Source organism: Paenibacillus sp. FSL R5-0912, from assembly GCF_000758605.1.
Taxonomy (GTDB): Bacteria; Bacillota; Bacilli; order Paenibacillales; family Paenibacillaceae; genus Paenibacillus_AQ.
The window spans coordinates 252,724-269,880 of the sequence record NZ_CP009282.1 but is presented as its reverse complement, the minus strand read 5'-3'; the positions used below and the strand labels follow the sequence as shown (position 1 = coordinate 269,880).

Genomic DNA, 17,157 nt, shown 5'->3' with positions numbered 1-17,157 from the left:
TGTTCTGCCCGCCTTAGCCTTCCTGCAGCAGCGTATCCAGCAGCCGGAAGGCTTCTTCCAGCGCAGGCTTGGACACTCCGCTGTAAAGATCCCCGATGTTCAGCTCATACGAGCATGAAGCTTCCCCTGTTTCTTTCAACCGCGGGGTCAGCCCGATTCCCGTCTCTGTGTACACCTGAATCAATACCGGAGCAACCTGCTCCCTGGATAACGCGAAATGTACATGGAACATATTCGAGACCGGCACCTCCGGCAGCGTAGACACCTTATGGCAGCTGTTGAATAAGGCAGCCAGCTCCTTGGCCTGCTCATAATACCCGGCCATCCGGCCGATCCGCTGCCCGTAATAATACTTAGCTGTCAGGATATACGGATAGAGACTGATCAGGTCACCGCCATGGCGCCGTTTCCAGATCTTCGACGCCTCCGTGAATTCCCGGCTTCCGGCCAGGATCGCTCCGGCAATTCCGCCGATGCCTTTGTAGAAGGAAATATATACGCTGTCGAACAACCCGCAGACCTCGGCAGCTGTCTTGCCGTAGTATGGCAGCACTTCGAACAGCCGCGCCCCATCCAAATGAAGTATGATTCCCTGCTCCCGGCAATAGGCCGAAATAGCTTCCAGCTCAGCATATTCCGGCAGCTGCCCGCCGATCTCCCGCTGGGGAAGCTCAAGCAGCAGACAAGCAATACCCGGCCCCATATTCTTCACATCATCCATTGTGATCAGGCGGTCTTTATCTGCCAGCAGCAGCGGCTCCAGATGATGCAGCTCCTTCAGCCCGTCCTGCTCATGAATCTCCAGGTGGCAGAGCGGGTGGTAGGCCACTCTTCTGCTGCCCTTACGGTCACTCCAGATCCGCAGGGCGATCTGTTGGGCCATCGTGCCGCTGGGGAAGAATACACTGCTTTCCTTGCCGAGCACCCCGGCCATCTCCGCCTGGAAATCCTCTATTACTGCGCCTGACCCATACAAGTCGGCAGCGAGATGCTCCTCCACTCCGGCCAGCGCTTCTTTCAGCACGGATATCCCTCTTTTTCCATGGCCTGCCAGCTGCACTTCTGTCCCGTTATAAGCTTCCAGTAAAGCATTCTGCTCATTCATTCCGCTAATCCGCTCCCTTTAAATATGCTCGATCTGTACGAATACTTGAAATTATATCATTTTCCGCTAAAATACCCGATTTATTTGAAAGTTCACATGATATTCCCCTGATCCAAGGTGAAATAAGTTGACCGCTGTGCTACAATATTGGAATTGCAAAGGCAATCGCTTAGGGAGGTTTATAAAAACACCATGCTTATTATTGGTATCGCCGGCGGGACCGGTTCCGGCAAAACGACGGTAGCGCGCTCCGTTATTGACCGTCTTGGATCTGACAAAGTGACGTTCATATCTCAGGATAACTACTATAAAGACCATTCTTACCTCAGCATGGCTGAACGCGGTGCGATTAATTACGATCACCCGCTGGCCTTTGATACGGAACTGCTGATAGAGCATTTAGATTGTCTGAAAGCCGGACAAGCCGCATTTGCCCCAGTGTATGATTTCACCGTGCATGCCCGCTCTACCGAGAAGACCGTTCGGCTTGCACCGAACAATATCGTCATCCTTGAAGGGCTTCATGTCCTCTCCGACGAGAAGCTGCGCGAGCAGCTGAACATTAAGGTATTCGTGGATACCGACCCCGATGTGCGTATCCTTCGCCGGGTACTGCGCGATATCGAGGAACGCGGCCGGACGATCCGTTCGATCCACACCCAATATCTGACCACGGTTAAGCCGATGCACGAAGCTTTTATTGAGCCGTCCAAGAAATACGCTGACCTGATTATTCCGGAAGGCGGACAGAATGAAGTAGGGATTCAGCTGCTGTCCGTATTGACCGAGAAATATCTGTCCGGCGATCATCAGTGGACGTAAGCAGAGCAGCAATCTGCCTATACCTTAGTTGAATGAGAGCTGTCCGGCCGTGCCGGGCGGCTTTTTGCTGTGGCTGGTGGCTGGATGCAGTGGCTCTCCGGAGTCACCAACGATTCTTCCATACGAAGAATACATAACATCACTTCCAGCAGACTTATGAAATATAGAGCCAACAGGCTCAGATGCAAACCTCAAACCCTTTATCTATGTTATATTACCTTACATAATTTTCATGCACGCAATGAAATTTTCTGCATTTTCAGCAACACATTCCTTTATCTTGTTATATTTATTGACTGGTAGCGCTTTATTAACGAAATAACTGTTGATTATTTCCGTTCCATCCACTATGATTAGTGCAACAGGGCGGCCTAAAAGTTAAAGCGGTTAAACTTATTATTATTTATCTCTATTAAATGGGCGAATTTCTACTTTCATTTATCATTAAAGTTAAAGCGCTTATACTTTTAAGAAAGAAAGGCTGGTGTGTTCGTGATTAAGAGTGAGAGCCGGCGGCAGACGTTCTACATGTATCTGTTCATTTCCCCATGGCTGATTGGCTTCCTTATCTTCGCCCTCTATCCTATCTTGTCGTCGCTGTACTACAGTTTCACCGATTATGACATTATTCATCCGCCCAAGTTCATCGGTCTCGCCAATTACACGGAAATGTTCCATAACGAGCTGTTCTGGCGGTCCGTAACAGTCACGCTAAGATATACCTTCATCAGCGTGCCGGTGCAATTGCTGCTCGGTCTCGGGTTCGCTCTGCTGCTGCATCAGACCATCCCCTGGCGTGGTTTCTTCCGGACAGCGATGTATTTCCCGAGCATGGTCTCCGGCGTTGCGATGTCGCTCCTCTGGTACTGGATCTTCAACCCGCAGATCGGCCTCTTCAACTATATGCTCTCCTGGTTCGGCATCCACGGCCCGGCCTGGCTGATGAATCCCGATACGGCGCTCTACGCCCTGATTATCATGTCCTTCTGGACAGCGGGCTCGGGCATGATTCTCTTCCTCGCTGGTCTGCAGGGGGTCCCGGCCAGCCTGATTGAAGCCGCTAACCTGGACGGGGCAGGACGCTTCCGCATTTTCATGAATATCACTCTGCCGATGATCTCACCAGTCCTGTTGTTCCAGCTGATTATGGGTCTGATCGACTCCTTCCAGGTGTTCACGCAAGCCTTCGTCATGACCCAAGGGGGGCCTAACTACTCCACCTGGTTCTACGTCTACAATCTGTATACCAGTGCCTTCAAGGAATACCGGGCCGGTTACTCTTCCGCGCTCGCCTGGGTCCTGCTGATTGTCGTCATGCTGTTCACGGCCATTATTATGAAGCTGTCTAACCGTTATGTCCACTATGAAGGAGGCAGCCGCCGATGAGTACCGTTAAGGCCGCGAGCCCGCTCGGCCCGCCTTCCCGGCTGCGCCGGAGGGCGGATCCCGTGAAGATCGCCAGCTTCATCACACTGATAATCACCACATTCCTCATGCTGCTGCCGCTGTTCTTCATGGTCTCCACCTCGCTGAAGTCGAAACGGGAAATGCTGAAGTTCCCGCCGACCTTCCTGCCGGAGAGCTGGGCCTGGAGCAACTATACCGAAATCTTCGAGACTCTACAGTTCGGCACACTGTACAAGAACAGCCTGATTATCGCCGGCCTCTCCGTCTTCGGCACCCTGCTCTCTTCGGCGCTGGTCGCTTACGGGTTCGCCAGATACCGGGGACGCGGCAACAACTTCTGGTTCATCCTGCTGCTGAGCACCATGATGCTGCCTTATCCGGCGATTATGATTCCGCAGTTCGTGCTGTTCTCCAAAATGCAGTGGATCGACACCTTCCTGCCGCTGATCGTCCCCGCCTTCTTCGGCTCGGCGTATAACATCTTCCTGCTGCGGCAGTTCTTCTCTACATTGCCCGAGGAATTGTTCGACGCCGGACGGATTGACGGCTGCGGCGAGCTGCGGATGTGGCGGACCATCGCGCTTCCGCTGTCTGCACCGGCGCTGGCGACCGTGGCGATCTTTGCTTTTATCTACAGCTGGAATGATCTGCTGACTCCTGTGCTCTACTTAAGCTCTTCGGACAAATTCACGCTTCCGGTCGGCATGGCCTCGCTCACCTCATCACGTTTCCGCATACCGCCGTGGCATCTGCTGATGGTCGCCTCTGTCCTGGCTATGGTTCCGATTGTCACTCTGTTCGCTATCGCCCAGAAGCAGTTTGTGGAGGGCATTGTGCTGACAGGCATTAAGTAATCCGGGTCCACAATACTTGAAATCATGGAGGGAATGAACAATGAACAAGATCATGAAGAGCAAGAGGTCGGCCGTCCTGCTTACAACAGCCCTGACAGCAATGGTAGCTATATCGGGCTGCGGCGGCGGCAAATCAGCAGGGAATGTCACAGCAGGGGACAGCGGAGCCGGGAACTCCGGCGGGTCAAGTGAACAGGTGACCATATCCCATTATACGATTGACTCGGAGGACCGCACGTTCATTGAGAAGCTGATTCCAGACTTCGAGAAAGAGCACCCGAATATCAAGGTCAAGGTAGAGAAAGCACCTTATGAGCAATTCGACAGCAAGCTGCAGACACTGATTGCCGGCGGTAATTCTCCGGATGTTACGAGCCACTACGGATACGGCGGTTTCGCCGAGTATTACAACAAGGGCATGCTGCTTGATCTGACCGACCTTATTCAGGAAGACGGCTTCAAGGCGGAGGACTACAATATCCCTGAGAATCTGATGAAAATCTACACGGTGAACGACCGCACCTACGGTATACCGGTCAATATGTATGTCACCCTGATGCTCTACAACAAGGATATGTTCGATGCGGCAGGTGTCGCCTATCCGCCAAGCGATTATGAAGATAAGAGCTGGACGTTTGAGCGGATGGTTGAGGATGCCAAGAAGATGACCCTCGTCTCCGAGGATATCGCCAAAACGCAATACGGCGTAGACTTCACCTGGGCGGAACGGGATATGCGGCCGCTGTACTTCGGGGCAGAGCCTTACTCCGCGGATACCTGGACCAACGGCGGTGTTCCTTCCGAGACACATTTCGACTCCCCTGAGGTCATTGCCGCTTACCAGAAGCTGTTCGACCTTGTGTTCAAGGATAAGGTGTCCCCCACTTCCGAGTGGAGTAAAAGCGTAGCCGGACAGAACGGTGACCCGTTCGTTGCAGGCAAGATCGGGATGTCGATCGGCGGTTCCTGGAACCTCGCTGGGGCTAACGATTTTCCGTTCAAAATCGGCGTAGCCGCAGTGCCGTGGGGCGGCAATGAGCAGGTGCGCAGCACACTGTTCGTCGATCCGCTGCTGATTCTGAAGGATTCGAAGCATCCGAAGGAGGCTTTTGAATGGATCAAATACCTGATGACCACCGAGGTCCAGGAGAAGTCCATTGAGCTTAGCGGCGGCAATCCGCCGGTCAACACTGAAGCTGCTGAGGTTTACTACAAGCATTTTGACGGCATTGATCCGGCGGATGTGAAGAAGGTCTACGAGGGTGCAGTCAAATACGGCTATGAATCCTATAACCATCTGATCACCAACTACTCGCAGATCAACGACATGTTCATTAATGAGCTGCAGCCTGTCGAGACCGGACACAAGACGCTGGAAGAGGTTATGCCGGTGATTCAGAAGAAAGTAACGGAGATTATCAAAAGATAAGGCGGCTTCAGCCGCTGTGGCAATTATACGTTTAGCGGAACACCGGCGCTCCCTGTATACTGAAGATAGATACTAGCACCGGAAAATCCGCCGCAAGGAGCGTTTGAGATGAAAGTAAGTATTTTTGATGTAGCCAAAAAATCAGGGCTGTCCGTGGTCACCGTATCGCGGGTATTAAATGGTGCCGGATCTGTGCGGGAGAACAACCGCCAGAAGGTGCTTGATGCGATCAAAGAGCTGGATTACCGCCCTAATGCAGCTGCACGCAGTCTGGCCAGCGGCAAGACCGGCATCATCGGCCTGATTGTAACGACACTTCAGGATTCCTTCTTCGATGCGGTGGTCAAAGAGCTGAATGAGACGCTGGCCCTGCATGGTTATTTCCTGGCCATCTCCATCTCTACGGGCATCGGCTCGGACGAGAATCACTATCTGATTCAGGAAGACCGTGTAGACGGGCTTATCCTGCTCTCGCCGATGAAAGAAGACAATTATATCATGGAGCTGAAACGGCGGGGTATCCCCTATGTACTGATTGACAATCAGTTGCCGGAGAACGATACCTACTCGATTACCATCGATAACTTCAAAGGCGGATATGCCGCGGCCAGCCACCTGCTGGAGCTGGGGCATACCTCCATCGCCCATATCTGCGGGCAGGAAATGTTCCGCAGCACGCGGGAACGGCGCGCCGGCTTCCAGCAGGCACTGCAGGACCGGGGGATTACCCCGTTCGAAATCGTCTCCGGCGAATTCGAGATCGAGATGGGTTACAGCACGGCGAGACGCTGGCTGCAAGCGGGCACACTCCCCACGGCTGTATTCGCCGGAGATGACAATATCGCTCTTGGCGTCATCAACGCCCTGATGGAAGCGGGGGTGCGGGTGCCTGAGGAAGTCGCAGTGGTCGGCTATGACGACCACTATATTGCTTCCCAGCTCCGCCCGCATCTGACCACCCTGCGCCAGCCGGCGGACAAGATCGGTGTGGCGGCAGCTGATATGCTGCTGCGCAGACTGAGCGGCGAGATGAAGCGCGGCTCGAACATCCGGATCGATCCGGAGCTGATCGTACGGGAATCTACGCTGAAATCCTGATGATGGGATACTATCAAAACTATGCATATGCTTCCGAGGCGAGTTTTGCGAAGTGAACATCGAAGAAGGTTAGGCTATAAAACTTTAGGAGTGACGACCATTGGCTTACTACTTGGGGATCGATGGGGGAGGCAGCAAAACCTACGCCCTGCTAAGCGATGAACATGGCCATATCCTCGGCAAAGGCAGGAGCGGCAACGGCAATCACCAGACCGGAGCGCAGCTGGCGGCGGTAAGTATCCGCGAAGCCGCCTCTGCCGCACTGGCTGAAGCCGGACTCCGGCTGGATCAGATCCGGCATACCTATCTGGGGCTTGCCGGGGCCGACCGCAAGACGGATTATGACATCCTTCATCCGATGATACGCGGAATCGGATTCACAGAATATACGATCAGCGGTGACCCGATGATCGGCCTGCGGGCGGGTACGGACCGCCCTTACGGGGTAGCCCTGATCTGCGGCACCGGCACCAACGCAGCCGGCCGCAACCCGCAGGGCCAGCACTTCCAGTGCGGCGGCTTCGATTATATGTACGGCGATTTCGGCGGCGGCGGAGCGCTGAATATCGAGGTCTTCCGTACGGTCATCCGCGCCTGGGACGGCCGGGAGGCCGCAACCCTCATGACCGGGCCGCTCTTGAAGCTGCTCGGCTATGAACGGGTAGACGACATGTACGATGATTTCCTGGATCACGGTAAGCATGTGCCGCTGGATGCCGCCCGCCTGCTCTTCCCGGCGGCGGCCGCAGGCGATGCTGCGGCGCTCGCCATCCTGCACCGTCAGGGCGTGGAACTGGGCAAGGCGGCAGCCGCCGTTATCCATAGATTAGGCATGGAGAACGATGGTTTTGATGTAGTGCTGGCCGGAAGCCTGCTGACCCGGGGCGACCGCGGCTGGATCCGCGGCCCGATCGAACGGGCTGTGCGGGAAGCCGCACCGGCCGCAGCTGTAGTTACTTTGTCTACGGAGCCAGTCGTCGGCGCCCTCTGGTCTGCGCTGGAGAGTGACGGCATCACGATAAGCGATGAACTCTATAAGAAAATGCGCCCCTTTGAAGAGTTTGAATATATCCCTATCACAACAAGACAGGAGTGATTCATCTTGGCAGCTAACCAAGGTCTTAAGATCGCCGTTATCGGCGGGGGTTCTTCCTATACCCCGGAACTGGTAGAAGGCTTCATTCTGCATTATAAGGAGCTTCCGGTCCGCGAGCTATGGCTTGTGGATATTGAAGCCGGCCTGCATAAACTGAACATCGTGGGCGCTCTGGCCAAGCGGATGGTCGAGAAATCCGGCCTCCCTATAGAGGTCCGCCTCACCACCGACCGCCGCGAGGCCATTGCCGGTGCAGACTTCGTCAGCACCCAGATCCGCGTCGGGATGCTGGATGCCCGCGCCCGCGACGAGTCGATTCCGCTGAAATACGGTGTGATCGGCCAGGAAACGACCGGGCCCGGCGGAATGCTGAAAGCGCTGCGCACGATCCCCGTCATCCTCGGCATCTGCCGTGATATCGAGGAGCTGGCTCCGGACGCCTGGCTGCTCAACTTCACTAATCCGGCAGGTATGGTGACCGAAGCGGTACTGAGGTATTCGAAGGTGAAGAGCATTGGCCTCTGCAATGCCCCTATTGGATTGATTAAGCAGGTATCAGCCAAATATAATGCGGCCCCAGACCGGATCTATGCCGAGTTCGTCGGCCTCAACCACCTGCACTGGATCACCCGCATTGATGTCGAAGGTGAAGACAAGCTGGATGACATGCTGGAGGATACCGCCGGCTACAGCGCGAAAAATGTTCCGGCGCGCGAGTGGAATCCGGAGTTCCTGCAATCGCTGCACGCCCTGCCTTCCTATTATTTGAAATATTTCTATATGACCGATGCGATGCTTGAAGAGCAGCAGGCCTCGGCCTCAAAAGGCGAGAACCGCGCAGAAGTCGTTAAGCGTGTGGAAGAAGAGCTGTTCGAAATCTACGGCAACCTGGAGCTTAGCGAGAAACCGAAGCAGCTGGAGCAGCGCGGCGGAGCTTTCTATTCAGAGGCTGCCGTCAACCTGATGCGCTCGCTGTATAACGGTACCAATGACATTCAGACGCTGAATGTTGCGAACCGCGGCATCCTGGACTTCCTGCCGGATGATGCCAGCATCGAGGTCAACTGTGTCGTTACGAAGACCGGCCCGTTGCCGCTGCCGCTGACCAAGATTCCGCCGATGGCCAAAGGGCTGATCCATGCGGTCAAGACCTACGAACAGCTCGCCATCGACGCCGCCGTCACCGGAGACCGCAGCCTGGCTATTCAAGCCTTGGCGCATCATCCGCTTGTCCCTTCTGTCGAAGTGGCTATCGCTATGCTGGATGAGATGCTTGAAGCGAATAAGGAGTATTTGCCGACATTCTTCGGGCATGAGGTCCCCGCTGCTTCTGTCTTATAAAAGTATCAAGTCATATAAAAAGCCCGTGCTGACCGCAAATGAGCCCTTGCGGCTGGAACGGGCTTTTGCATTATTTTACAATGATATAGCGGTAGCTTTACCAGTTTATTGAAGATAAGCTCTAATCTTCCCGACCATCTCCTGAACCTCTTCATCCGTCAAATAGGTCTGGCCCGGATTCATCTGGAACGTGGAGCCAAAGTCCGCCTGCCCGTCATACTTCGGAACGATGTGCATATGAAGATGATGCAGCTTGTCGCCGTAAGCGCCATAGTTTATTTTATCCGGCCCAAAGGCCTTGTCCACCGCTTCCGCTACCTGTGCGACATCCTTCATGAATGCGGACAATTCGTCTGCGGTTAGCTGGAACAGCTCTTTTACATGATCGCGGTAGGCCACATTGCACCTTCCCTTATACGTCTGCTCCTTGAACAGAAAAACTGTCGAAACCCCCAGCTCGCAGATTTCAATCATCAGGTTGTCCCGCCGTTCATCCTCCATACAGTACATACACTCCTGATTCTTCTCCATGCCTTCAGATCCTTTCGCCTCTGGATACACTGCGTTATCTTAGTACACGCTCTATACTGCTCCACAAATCCGCTGCCGACTATTAAAACGGTTACACTCTATCAAATTCGAAGCTCCTGGTTACGCCCGGTGCTGCTTGCGGTACTGCAGCGGAGAGCGCCCCGTAATTCCCTTGAACATCCGCCCGAAATGAGCGATGCTGTCGAAGCCTGCCGCTTCTGCGACCCGGGTGATCGGCCAATCTGTATCCGTCAGCAGCGTCTTCGTCTCGCGGATACGGACATAATTCAGGTACTCGATAATCGTAAAGCCTGTCGTCTGCTTAAACGTCCGGCACAAATACGTGGAGCTGATGAAGAACTGCTCGGCAATCCCGCCAAGGGTAAGCTTCTCGCCGTAGTGGGCATCCAGAAATTCAATGATGCCGTACACCCGGCGCTGCCCCTCGCTTTGTTCGGGAGAGACCAGGGCGGGCTTCGCCTTGCGTATCCGCTCCAGCTGAATCAGCAGCTGCAGCAGCAGCGTCCTGGTATATTCACTGCCCCACAGCTTAGCCTCCTTCTGTTCCCCCAGCATGGCATGGAGCAAATCCGCAATCACTCCCTGCTCATGCGCCGTAGGCCGCAGCAGAAAGCTCTCCCCCGCAAAGACATTCATCCAGTTCGGCCCGGGTGCAGCCGGTTCCAGATACGAATCATCGAAGCTGACCAGGACCCGCTCATGCGGCTGGTGGTTTCCGCCCGTTGTACGGTGCAGATGATTTTTGTTAATAAACACCAGGTCTCCGGCTTCCAGCGCGTAAATACGGTTGCCGATATAGTAGTGCCGTTCTCCGGACAACAGATAGTAGATTTCGTAGAAATCATGGAAGTGGTCGATGTCCATATTGAAATATCCGCTCCGCTTAAGCTGCTCAATCTGAAAGATGGGCTCCACTCTGCATCAGGCCTCCTACCAGGATAAGATACGCATATTTTCGGGTTAAATAGACTAAATACCGTTCACTTTCTGCATTTCCTATACTATAAAATAGAATCAAATCCAAGTAAATGGAGTGATCCCCTTGTCCAAAAAGAAATATGTAATCGTCGGCACCGGTGGCCGGGCCGAATTTTTCTATGGCGCTCTTGTTACCGTTTACAACGAAACGTCCGAGCTGGTCGCTATCTGTGATGTCAATCAGACGCGGATGAATTTCGCTAATCAGATGCTGACTGACAAATACGGCTATCATGAGGTGCCTACCTACAAAGCCGAAAATTTCGACCGGATGATTGCCGAAACCAAGCCTGACTATGTACTGGTAACCACGATTGACCGCACGCATCACAAGTATATTATCCGCGCAATGGAGCTTGGCTGTGACGTCATTTCTGAGAAGCCGATGACGATTGACGAAGAGAAATGCCAGGAGATCTTCGATGCCATCCGGCGCACCGGCAAGAATCTCCGTGTAACCTTCAACTACCGCTACGCGCCGCATAACACGAAGATCCGTGAGGTCATTATGGACGGTGTGCTGGGCGAAATTCTGTCCGTCAATTTCGAATGGCTGCTGAACACCCAGCATGGAGCGGACTATTTCCGCAGATGGCACCGCGATAAGCGGAACAGCGGCGGCCTGCTGGTGCATAAATCGACACATCACTTCGACCTGATGAACTTCTGGCTGGCTTCACAGCCGGATACAGTGTTCGCCATGGGCGATCTGCGCTTCTACGGCAAGGAGAATGCCGAGAAACGCGGCATCACCGAGTTCTACCAGCGTGCCTACGGCAGCAAGGCTGCCGAGAACGACCCGTTCGCGCTCCATCTGGACCGCAACGAGCACCTGAAGAGCATGTACCTGGATGCCGAGCATGAAGACGGCTACCAGCGCGACCAGAGCGTATTCGGGGACAATATCAGCATCGAGGATACGATGAATGTTATGGTCAAATATAAGAATAAGACGGTGATGAACTATTCGCTTAATGCCTATATGCCTTGGGAAGGCTTCATCATCGTCTTCAACGGCACGCAGGGACGGATGGAGGTGCGGATTACCGAGCAATCCTACGTCAATTCCGGCGGCAAAAAAGAGAACGAAGGTGCCCTGGAAGGCGTGAATATCATGATCTATCCGCACTTCAAAGAGCCTTACCGCGTGGAGTTCGAGAGCAGCGCAGGCGGTCATGGCGGCGGTGATCCGGTGCTGCTGCGCGATATTTTTGACAAGAAGCAGGAAGACCGCTTTAACCGCGCAGCCTCGCACAAGGACGGCGCGATGTCGATCATGACCGGCATAGCCGCCAACCGTTCCATCAAGACCGGCCAGCCGGTGAAGGTTGACGATATCTGGAAGGCTTAGTTCACCGGCCGGCATCCGTTAATATGCAGCAGACCAAAGAACCCATCCTCCGCCTGAACGCGGAGATTGGGTTCTTGTTTATTTTCAGCTGATGCTCGGGACAGGTTTGGCTTATATGACCTTGTGCTGCAGCCACTTCTCGCCGAGGAAACGCCGCATGAAGATGAAGCCGCGTATCCCCCATTCACAGTTCATTGCCAGCCACACCCCGATTATTCCCATGTTCAGCACAATCCCCAGAATATATCCGAGCACTACGCGGAACAGCCACATTGAGAGCATAGACACAATCGAGGTGAACTTGGAATCCCCCGCCGCTCTAAGCGCCGAAGGGGTAATGAAGCTGATCGACCATAATGGAATCTGGGCCAGCGAGTTGATCAGGAAGACGATGAAGATATCCCGGACAATCTCCTGCGGCGGATGGAACATCGATACCAGCGGATGGAATAACGGGAAGATCAGCAGTCCCATCAGGATAAAAGAGGCCGAAGACAGCCACAGGAAGGACTTCACGAATTTGCGTGCATCTTTGACATTGCGGCTCCCTATGCATTGACCGACCACCGTAATCAGCGTCAGGGACAGGGCATTCGCCGGAATCTGCATCACTCCCGCCAGCGTAGAACTGATCGCATTGGTAGCAATCGCATAGGTGCCCAGGCTGACGATGAAGATCTGCGTGAGAATCTTCCCGCCGTTGAAGAACATCTGCTCCGCCGCAAACGGCAGGCCGATTGACATGATTCTCCGGAGCATCGTCCAGTTCAGCACCAGCAGATCACGGATCTTCACATGCAGACTGCTGTCCAGCCGGAAGAGATAGATCAGCGAGCAGGCGGCCGCAAGATACCGCGATATATTAATGGCAATGGTCATTCCGAACACACCCATATGCATCCCGTTAATGAAGACAAAGTTCAGCAGTACATAGGAGAAATTCATAATCAGTGACAGTACGAGCGATGCCCTCGTCCGCCCGATGCCGCGCAGCGCGCCGCATACTGCCTCCATCACAGCAATCCCCAGATAGGATAAGCTGCTGCCGATCAGATACGTCCGGGCATTGGCCATCACCTCAGGCGAAGCCGCACCGAACAATAAATGCAGCAGTGGACCATGGAACACAATTCCGAATAAGCCGATGCACAAAGCCATCAAAGAAACGGAAGATACCGCTCCGGCGGTCGCCTTGGAGACCATAAGCTCGTTGCCGCTCCCCTTGTACTGGGCTACAACGACCGTGCCCCCTGTGGATACGGCGATGAACACACTGATCAGAAAAATATTCAGCGAATCTATCATATTCACCGCACTGATTGCTGCTAGCCCTGAGGAACTGATCATCGCTGTATTGACGAGGTTCAGCCCGACCACGAAGGCCTGGTCCACCAGTACAGGGAGGAATAACGCTATGATCTGGCGATAGTCAATGGATTCTCCGGAGAAATGCTTCTCAAGGAATCGCTGGCTTGGCTTCATACTGCTGCTGGGCTCCATTACAAATTCACTTCTCTTATGTTTAGACTTGTTGCGGGAAACTTCCGCAAAAATAAAAAAAGGCCCTTCAGGAAGAAGAGCTTTCGCTTGCACTACGTATAAAGCTGTATGCGGTCAAGAGGACTCGAACCTCCACGATATTGCTATCACTGGCACCTGAAGCCAGCGCGTCTGCCAATTCCGCCATGACCGCAAAGAAAAGATTCAATGCAATGCAAGAATTAATATATCATGATTTCGCTGGAAGAACAAGAGTTTTTTTATTTTTTTGTTCAAGATATTTATCATAGGAAGAAAACCTATCCATCTATATATTAGTGGAGTAACCTTATCATTTCATTCTGAAGGGCGGACTGCTATTTCGGTTAGATGGATACCCGGTAATCCGAGGGATCATTTAACGCGGAGAGTTAGAATAAAATCAATTGTTTGTGTAAATTGGCAAGCCTGTCATAACACCAGGTGATTTTGAGTTGCCTTTTTGCAGAAATGTGATTTTATTTTACTCTCTGGCTGTCTTCTCTTCTTCTAGCGGGGCCGCAGAGTAAATCTGCGGCTTTTTGTGTTGACTATGAACGGAAATGGTACGGCTGCCCATACTATTTATGAGGTGATCGATATGACAAGACCCTATGTAAATCTGACAAGCAAGAACCGGATTCAAGATTTCCAGAACGAGATCAGCCGCAGGCTGGACTACTTCTCATCACTGGACGGAGTCACCGGTATCACTCTGAACGGCGGGTTATCCCGCGGCTACGGTGATGAGTTATCCGAGATTGATCTGGTATTCTATCTGGAGACAGGCAGCTATCAGCTGTGGTCTGGCGGACAATCGCCGCTTCCCCTTGGGATTACCCGGATTGGAGACTACCTGTATGACATCAAGATCCTCGATCTCAAGGAGGAGCAGCAGAAGCAATGGGATAGCGTGGCGCTCTAGGATTTATCTTATGCCCGCATCCTATACGACCCGAGTGGAAAAATCGCTTTGTTCATGGAGATGAAGCTGGCTGATCCGCCCCGGCGCCTGCAGGCAGAAGGTCCGTTATTTCAATGCTGGTGGTATTTCCGGCTTGCCGGTGATATTTGGATCCACAGAGGTGATACTGTCCAGGGCCATGCCATACTGAATAAAGCGGCAACCCATTTGATTGAAGCCTTATTCTCTGCCAATTGTGAACATGTGCCCCATGAGAAATGGCTTATCCATTTCAGCAGATCGCTGGCCTGGACACCGCCGGACTGGGAAGCACGTCTCCTTGCCATCATGGGCACCGGGGACTTCTCCCGGCAGAGCCTGATCACGCGGCAAGCTGCCATTGATCATGTGTGGGAAGAAGTCGATGCTTATATCATCAGCATGGAGCGCCCGGAGTATCAGCTTAATGTGATGCATGTGACCTTCTATGATCTGCTGAAGCTGCTGCTCTCGGAGAATCCGCTCCCTGTCCAAGAATGGACGAAGCGCATGAGCCTATCCGTTCTCTCAGGTGAACCGTTTATCCGGTTCGCTTCGGTTCAACAGGAACACATAATAGTAGACAAGGAAAAGCTCCTAATCTTAAACCCGGAGGAACTCTATTCCTGGCACTCGGCCATTGTAAAGCAGTTATTAGCGGAAATCAGGAACAAAGGACTATAACAGCGGCATCCGGCGGGCATCCGAAAAAACCCGTGCTTCAACCTACAGTTGATTTTCCCATCTCCGAACCTATACTCCAATAAATGGTCATTTCAGGAGTTCAGATTATAATAGAGTTACGACGTCGAAATCCATTATAGGAGTTGTACTTTGTATGGTTAGTAGCGAAAAGGTTGGACAAAGGATAGCCACACTTCGCAAAACAAAAGGCCTGTCACAGGAGCAATTAGCGCAGCAGCTGCATGTCAGCACCCAGGCGGTATCCAAATGGGAAACCGGTAAATCCCTGCCGGAGACCGCGACCCTCCCCCTGCTATCCGCTGCATTAAGCCACTCGATCGACAGCATTCTGCTGCCTCAAGAGCTTGTGGTGCTCTCAGCCATCTACACGGATGGCCGGCAGGAGCTGGATGTTACTCATTTCGTGAATCAATTTGTTACCTCGAATCGCCTAAGCTTAATGGCCGGGGATCAGGTCTTTCCCCAATCTTTAGAGGGTGACCGTCTAAAGCTGCTGCTCGTTACCTATGAGACCCCAGCGGGAATCTATTCTACGTATGTGCTGAAGGACCAGCTTTTGGTGATAGATGTTCATTCTACCGGCTATGTCTCCGGCGGCAATGAGCTGCAGATTCTCGAAGCCAATTACGGTAATGAACAGGCGAACCGCAGCGTCTTACAGAAAATGAAGCATTATGAGCATTTCCGGTGGAATTCTTTCACCGCCTCGCATGAGCTGTTTCCGAGTCTGATTGACAATGAAGGCAATGACTACCTGCTGCTGGTGTATCTGAATGGTCATGGCATTCATGCTATTAGCTGTGCAGAAGGCGAACAGATTCATTACAGTCCGGACCGGGCCTCTCTCTGCCAAAGTGATCCTGCCGATCAGCAGTGCATTGTAGAGGGAATCAGCCGGCTGGGATTCGGCCGGGGGATGGACTGCTCCTGGGCAGGAGCAATGACGCTCTCACTTGCCGCCAGAGGGATAGAGACAACCTATGAGCGGGTTATGGGTTATTCAGGAGCATGCTGGAGGGCCGCCTTTGAACCGGTGTGGGATTACAGCTCTGCGGATGCGCTAGTCGTCTATGACTACTCCGTGCCAGCCTGCACGGCTTATGGAATACACGCCATTCAGGCCAACCGGCTGGAACCGCAGCAGCGCACAGCCGAGAAGCTGGCGATTCTGGAGGATATTCGTGCAGGCAGGCTGCCTATAGCCATTAATCTCCGGGTGGCACCTGAATGGGGAGTGATTACCGGATATTTGGAGGATGGCCTGACCCTGCTGTGCCGGAGTTATTTTGACGATGAGACCTTTGAAGCGCTTGAAGCAGACTCCGAATTCCAGATGCATATGGAAGTAAGCAAGGGTTACCTCCATGTCGACCATTGGCCCTATAGGGTTATCCGTCTTGGCGAACAGACGGCGCCCCCTTCTGCATTGGATAATCTGTATGCTTCCCTTCGGATTAAGCTGGATTCTATGCATATGGAGACCGAAGGCAGCAGCTGTTATACAGCCGGCTACAAGGCTCTAGAAGTATGGAGCGAGGGACTGCTGGACCATCAGTGGTATGCTGCAGCGGAGGATGAAGCGTACAACCGCAGGCTTTCAGTCAACCACTTCTGCATGATGGCGCTGGCCGATGCCAGAAGAAGCGCCGCCGCCTATTTGCAGGAATCTCTGCCGCTGGTGCAGGATCAGCGTAAGCTGACAGCCTTGTCGGAAATGGCCGGGGTATATGCTGAAATGGCTGCTCTGCTCGAAGACTTTTATAAGAATCTTGCCGATCCTGCTGTAGTCCGGAAGACAGGAGCCTCACCCCGACTTAGCTGGACGGCCCGGCAGCGGGAAAAGCAGGCAGAGCTACTGACGCTGGTAGCGTCGTTGGAGCGCCGGGGAGATACACTTGCAGAGACAGTGCTTGGCTTAACAGAGAATTGAACTGAAAATGGCTCAAGGAGAAGCGCTG

Annotated in this window: 15 protein-coding genes and 1 tRNA gene; 11 read left to right on the top strand and 5 right to left on the bottom strand. The window is 53.2% G+C overall.

The window, feature by feature from the left end; genetic code table 11:
• Positions 1-13 precede the first annotated feature (13 nt).
• Complete coding sequence (locus R50912_RS01220) at positions 14-1,105, bottom strand: threonine aldolase family protein (protein WP_042231713.1); 1,092 nt, start codon at positions 1,103-1,105, stop codon at positions 14-16.
• Positions 1,106-1,297: 192 nt separating this feature from the next.
• Between R50912_RS01220 and udk the strand changes: the two genes are divergently transcribed.
• From udk to R50912_RS01185, 7 genes are all read left to right on the top strand, one after another.
• A complete protein-coding gene (gene udk / locus R50912_RS01215; protein WP_039296931.1) occupies positions 1,298-1,927 on the top strand; it encodes a uridine kinase in 630 nt (209 codons plus the stop codon).
• A 528-nt stretch (positions 1,928-2,455) separates the two neighbouring features.
• Entirely contained in the window at positions 2,456-3,313 is an 858-nt protein-coding gene (locus tag R50912_RS01210; protein WP_042241310.1) for a carbohydrate ABC transporter permease, read from the top strand.
• Positions 3,310-4,188 carry a carbohydrate ABC transporter permease gene (locus R50912_RS01205; RefSeq protein WP_052415883.1) on the top strand — a complete coding sequence of 293 codons (879 nt, stop codon included), beginning with the start codon at positions 3,310-3,312 and terminating at the stop codon, positions 4,186-4,188. Before R50912_RS01210 ends, R50912_RS01205 begins: the two co-directional genes overlap by 4 nt.
• Before the next feature lie 40 nt (positions 4,189-4,228).
• Positions 4,229-5,617 carry an ABC transporter substrate-binding protein gene (locus R50912_RS01200; protein WP_052415881.1) on the top strand — a complete coding sequence of 463 codons (1,389 nt, stop codon included), beginning with the start codon at positions 4,229-4,231 and terminating at the stop codon, positions 5,615-5,617.
• A gap of 108 nt (positions 5,618-5,725) precedes the next feature.
• Complete coding sequence (locus R50912_RS01195; RefSeq protein ID WP_042231710.1) at positions 5,726-6,715, top strand: LacI family DNA-binding transcriptional regulator; 990 nt, start codon at positions 5,726-5,728, stop codon at positions 6,713-6,715.
• Positions 6,716-6,815: 100 nt separating this feature from the next.
• Positions 6,816-7,811 (top strand): N-acetylglucosamine kinase, encoded by a 996-nt coding sequence (locus R50912_RS01190; RefSeq protein ID WP_042231706.1) that lies wholly within the window; start codon positions 6,816-6,818, stop codon positions 7,809-7,811.
• Between the two features lie 6 nt (positions 7,812-7,817).
• Positions 7,818-9,152, top strand: a complete 1,335-nt coding sequence (locus R50912_RS01185; RefSeq protein WP_042231702.1) for a 6-phospho-beta-glucosidase — start codon at positions 7,818-7,820, stop codon at positions 9,150-9,152.
• A 105-nt stretch (positions 9,153-9,257) separates the two neighbouring features.
• Here the strand turns inward: R50912_RS01185 and R50912_RS01180 are convergent, their stop codons facing one another.
• Positions 9,258-9,683 carry an HIT family protein gene (locus R50912_RS01180; protein WP_042231700.1) on the bottom strand — a complete coding sequence of 142 codons (426 nt, stop codon included), beginning with the start codon at positions 9,681-9,683 and terminating at the stop codon, positions 9,258-9,260.
• Between the two features lie 120 nt (positions 9,684-9,803).
• Positions 9,804-10,619 (bottom strand): helix-turn-helix domain-containing protein, encoded by an 816-nt coding sequence (locus R50912_RS01175; protein ID WP_231637754.1) that lies wholly within the window; start codon positions 10,617-10,619, stop codon positions 9,804-9,806.
• Between the two features lie 127 nt (positions 10,620-10,746).
• On the opposite strand from R50912_RS01175, the gene R50912_RS01170 reads away from it, so the two are divergent.
• Positions 10,747-12,033, top strand: coding sequence for a Gfo/Idh/MocA family oxidoreductase (locus R50912_RS01170; protein ID WP_042231696.1), 1,287 nt, complete (start codon positions 10,747-10,749; stop codon positions 12,031-12,033).
• Between the two features lie 111 nt (positions 12,034-12,144).
• On the opposite strand, the gene R50912_RS01165 is transcribed toward R50912_RS01170, so the two are convergent.
• Together R50912_RS01165 and R50912_RS01160 are read right to left on the bottom strand one after the other, a co-directional pair.
• Positions 12,145-13,533 carry an MATE family efflux transporter gene (locus R50912_RS01165; RefSeq protein ID WP_042241298.1) on the bottom strand — a complete coding sequence of 463 codons (1,389 nt, stop codon included), beginning with the start codon at positions 13,531-13,533 and terminating at the stop codon, positions 12,145-12,147.
• Positions 13,534-13,642: 109 nt separating this feature from the next.
• Positions 13,643-13,726, bottom strand: a tRNA-Leu gene (locus R50912_RS01160).
• A 426-nt stretch (positions 13,727-14,152) separates the two neighbouring features.
• Between R50912_RS01160 and R50912_RS01155 the strand changes: the two genes are divergently transcribed.
• From R50912_RS01155 to R50912_RS32975, 3 genes are all read left to right on the top strand, one after another.
• Entirely contained in the window at positions 14,153-14,476 is a 324-nt protein-coding gene (locus tag R50912_RS01155) for a hypothetical protein (protein WP_042231693.1), read from the top strand.
• A 48-nt stretch (positions 14,477-14,524) separates the two neighbouring features.
• Entirely contained in the window at positions 14,525-15,178 is a 654-nt protein-coding gene (locus R50912_RS01150; RefSeq protein WP_042231690.1) for a hypothetical protein, read from the top strand.
• A 154-nt stretch (positions 15,179-15,332) separates the two neighbouring features.
• A complete protein-coding gene (locus tag R50912_RS32975) occupies positions 15,333-17,129 on the top strand; it encodes a helix-turn-helix domain-containing protein (RefSeq protein ID WP_052415878.1) in 1,797 nt (598 codons plus the stop codon).
• Positions 17,130-17,157 lie beyond the last annotated feature (28 nt).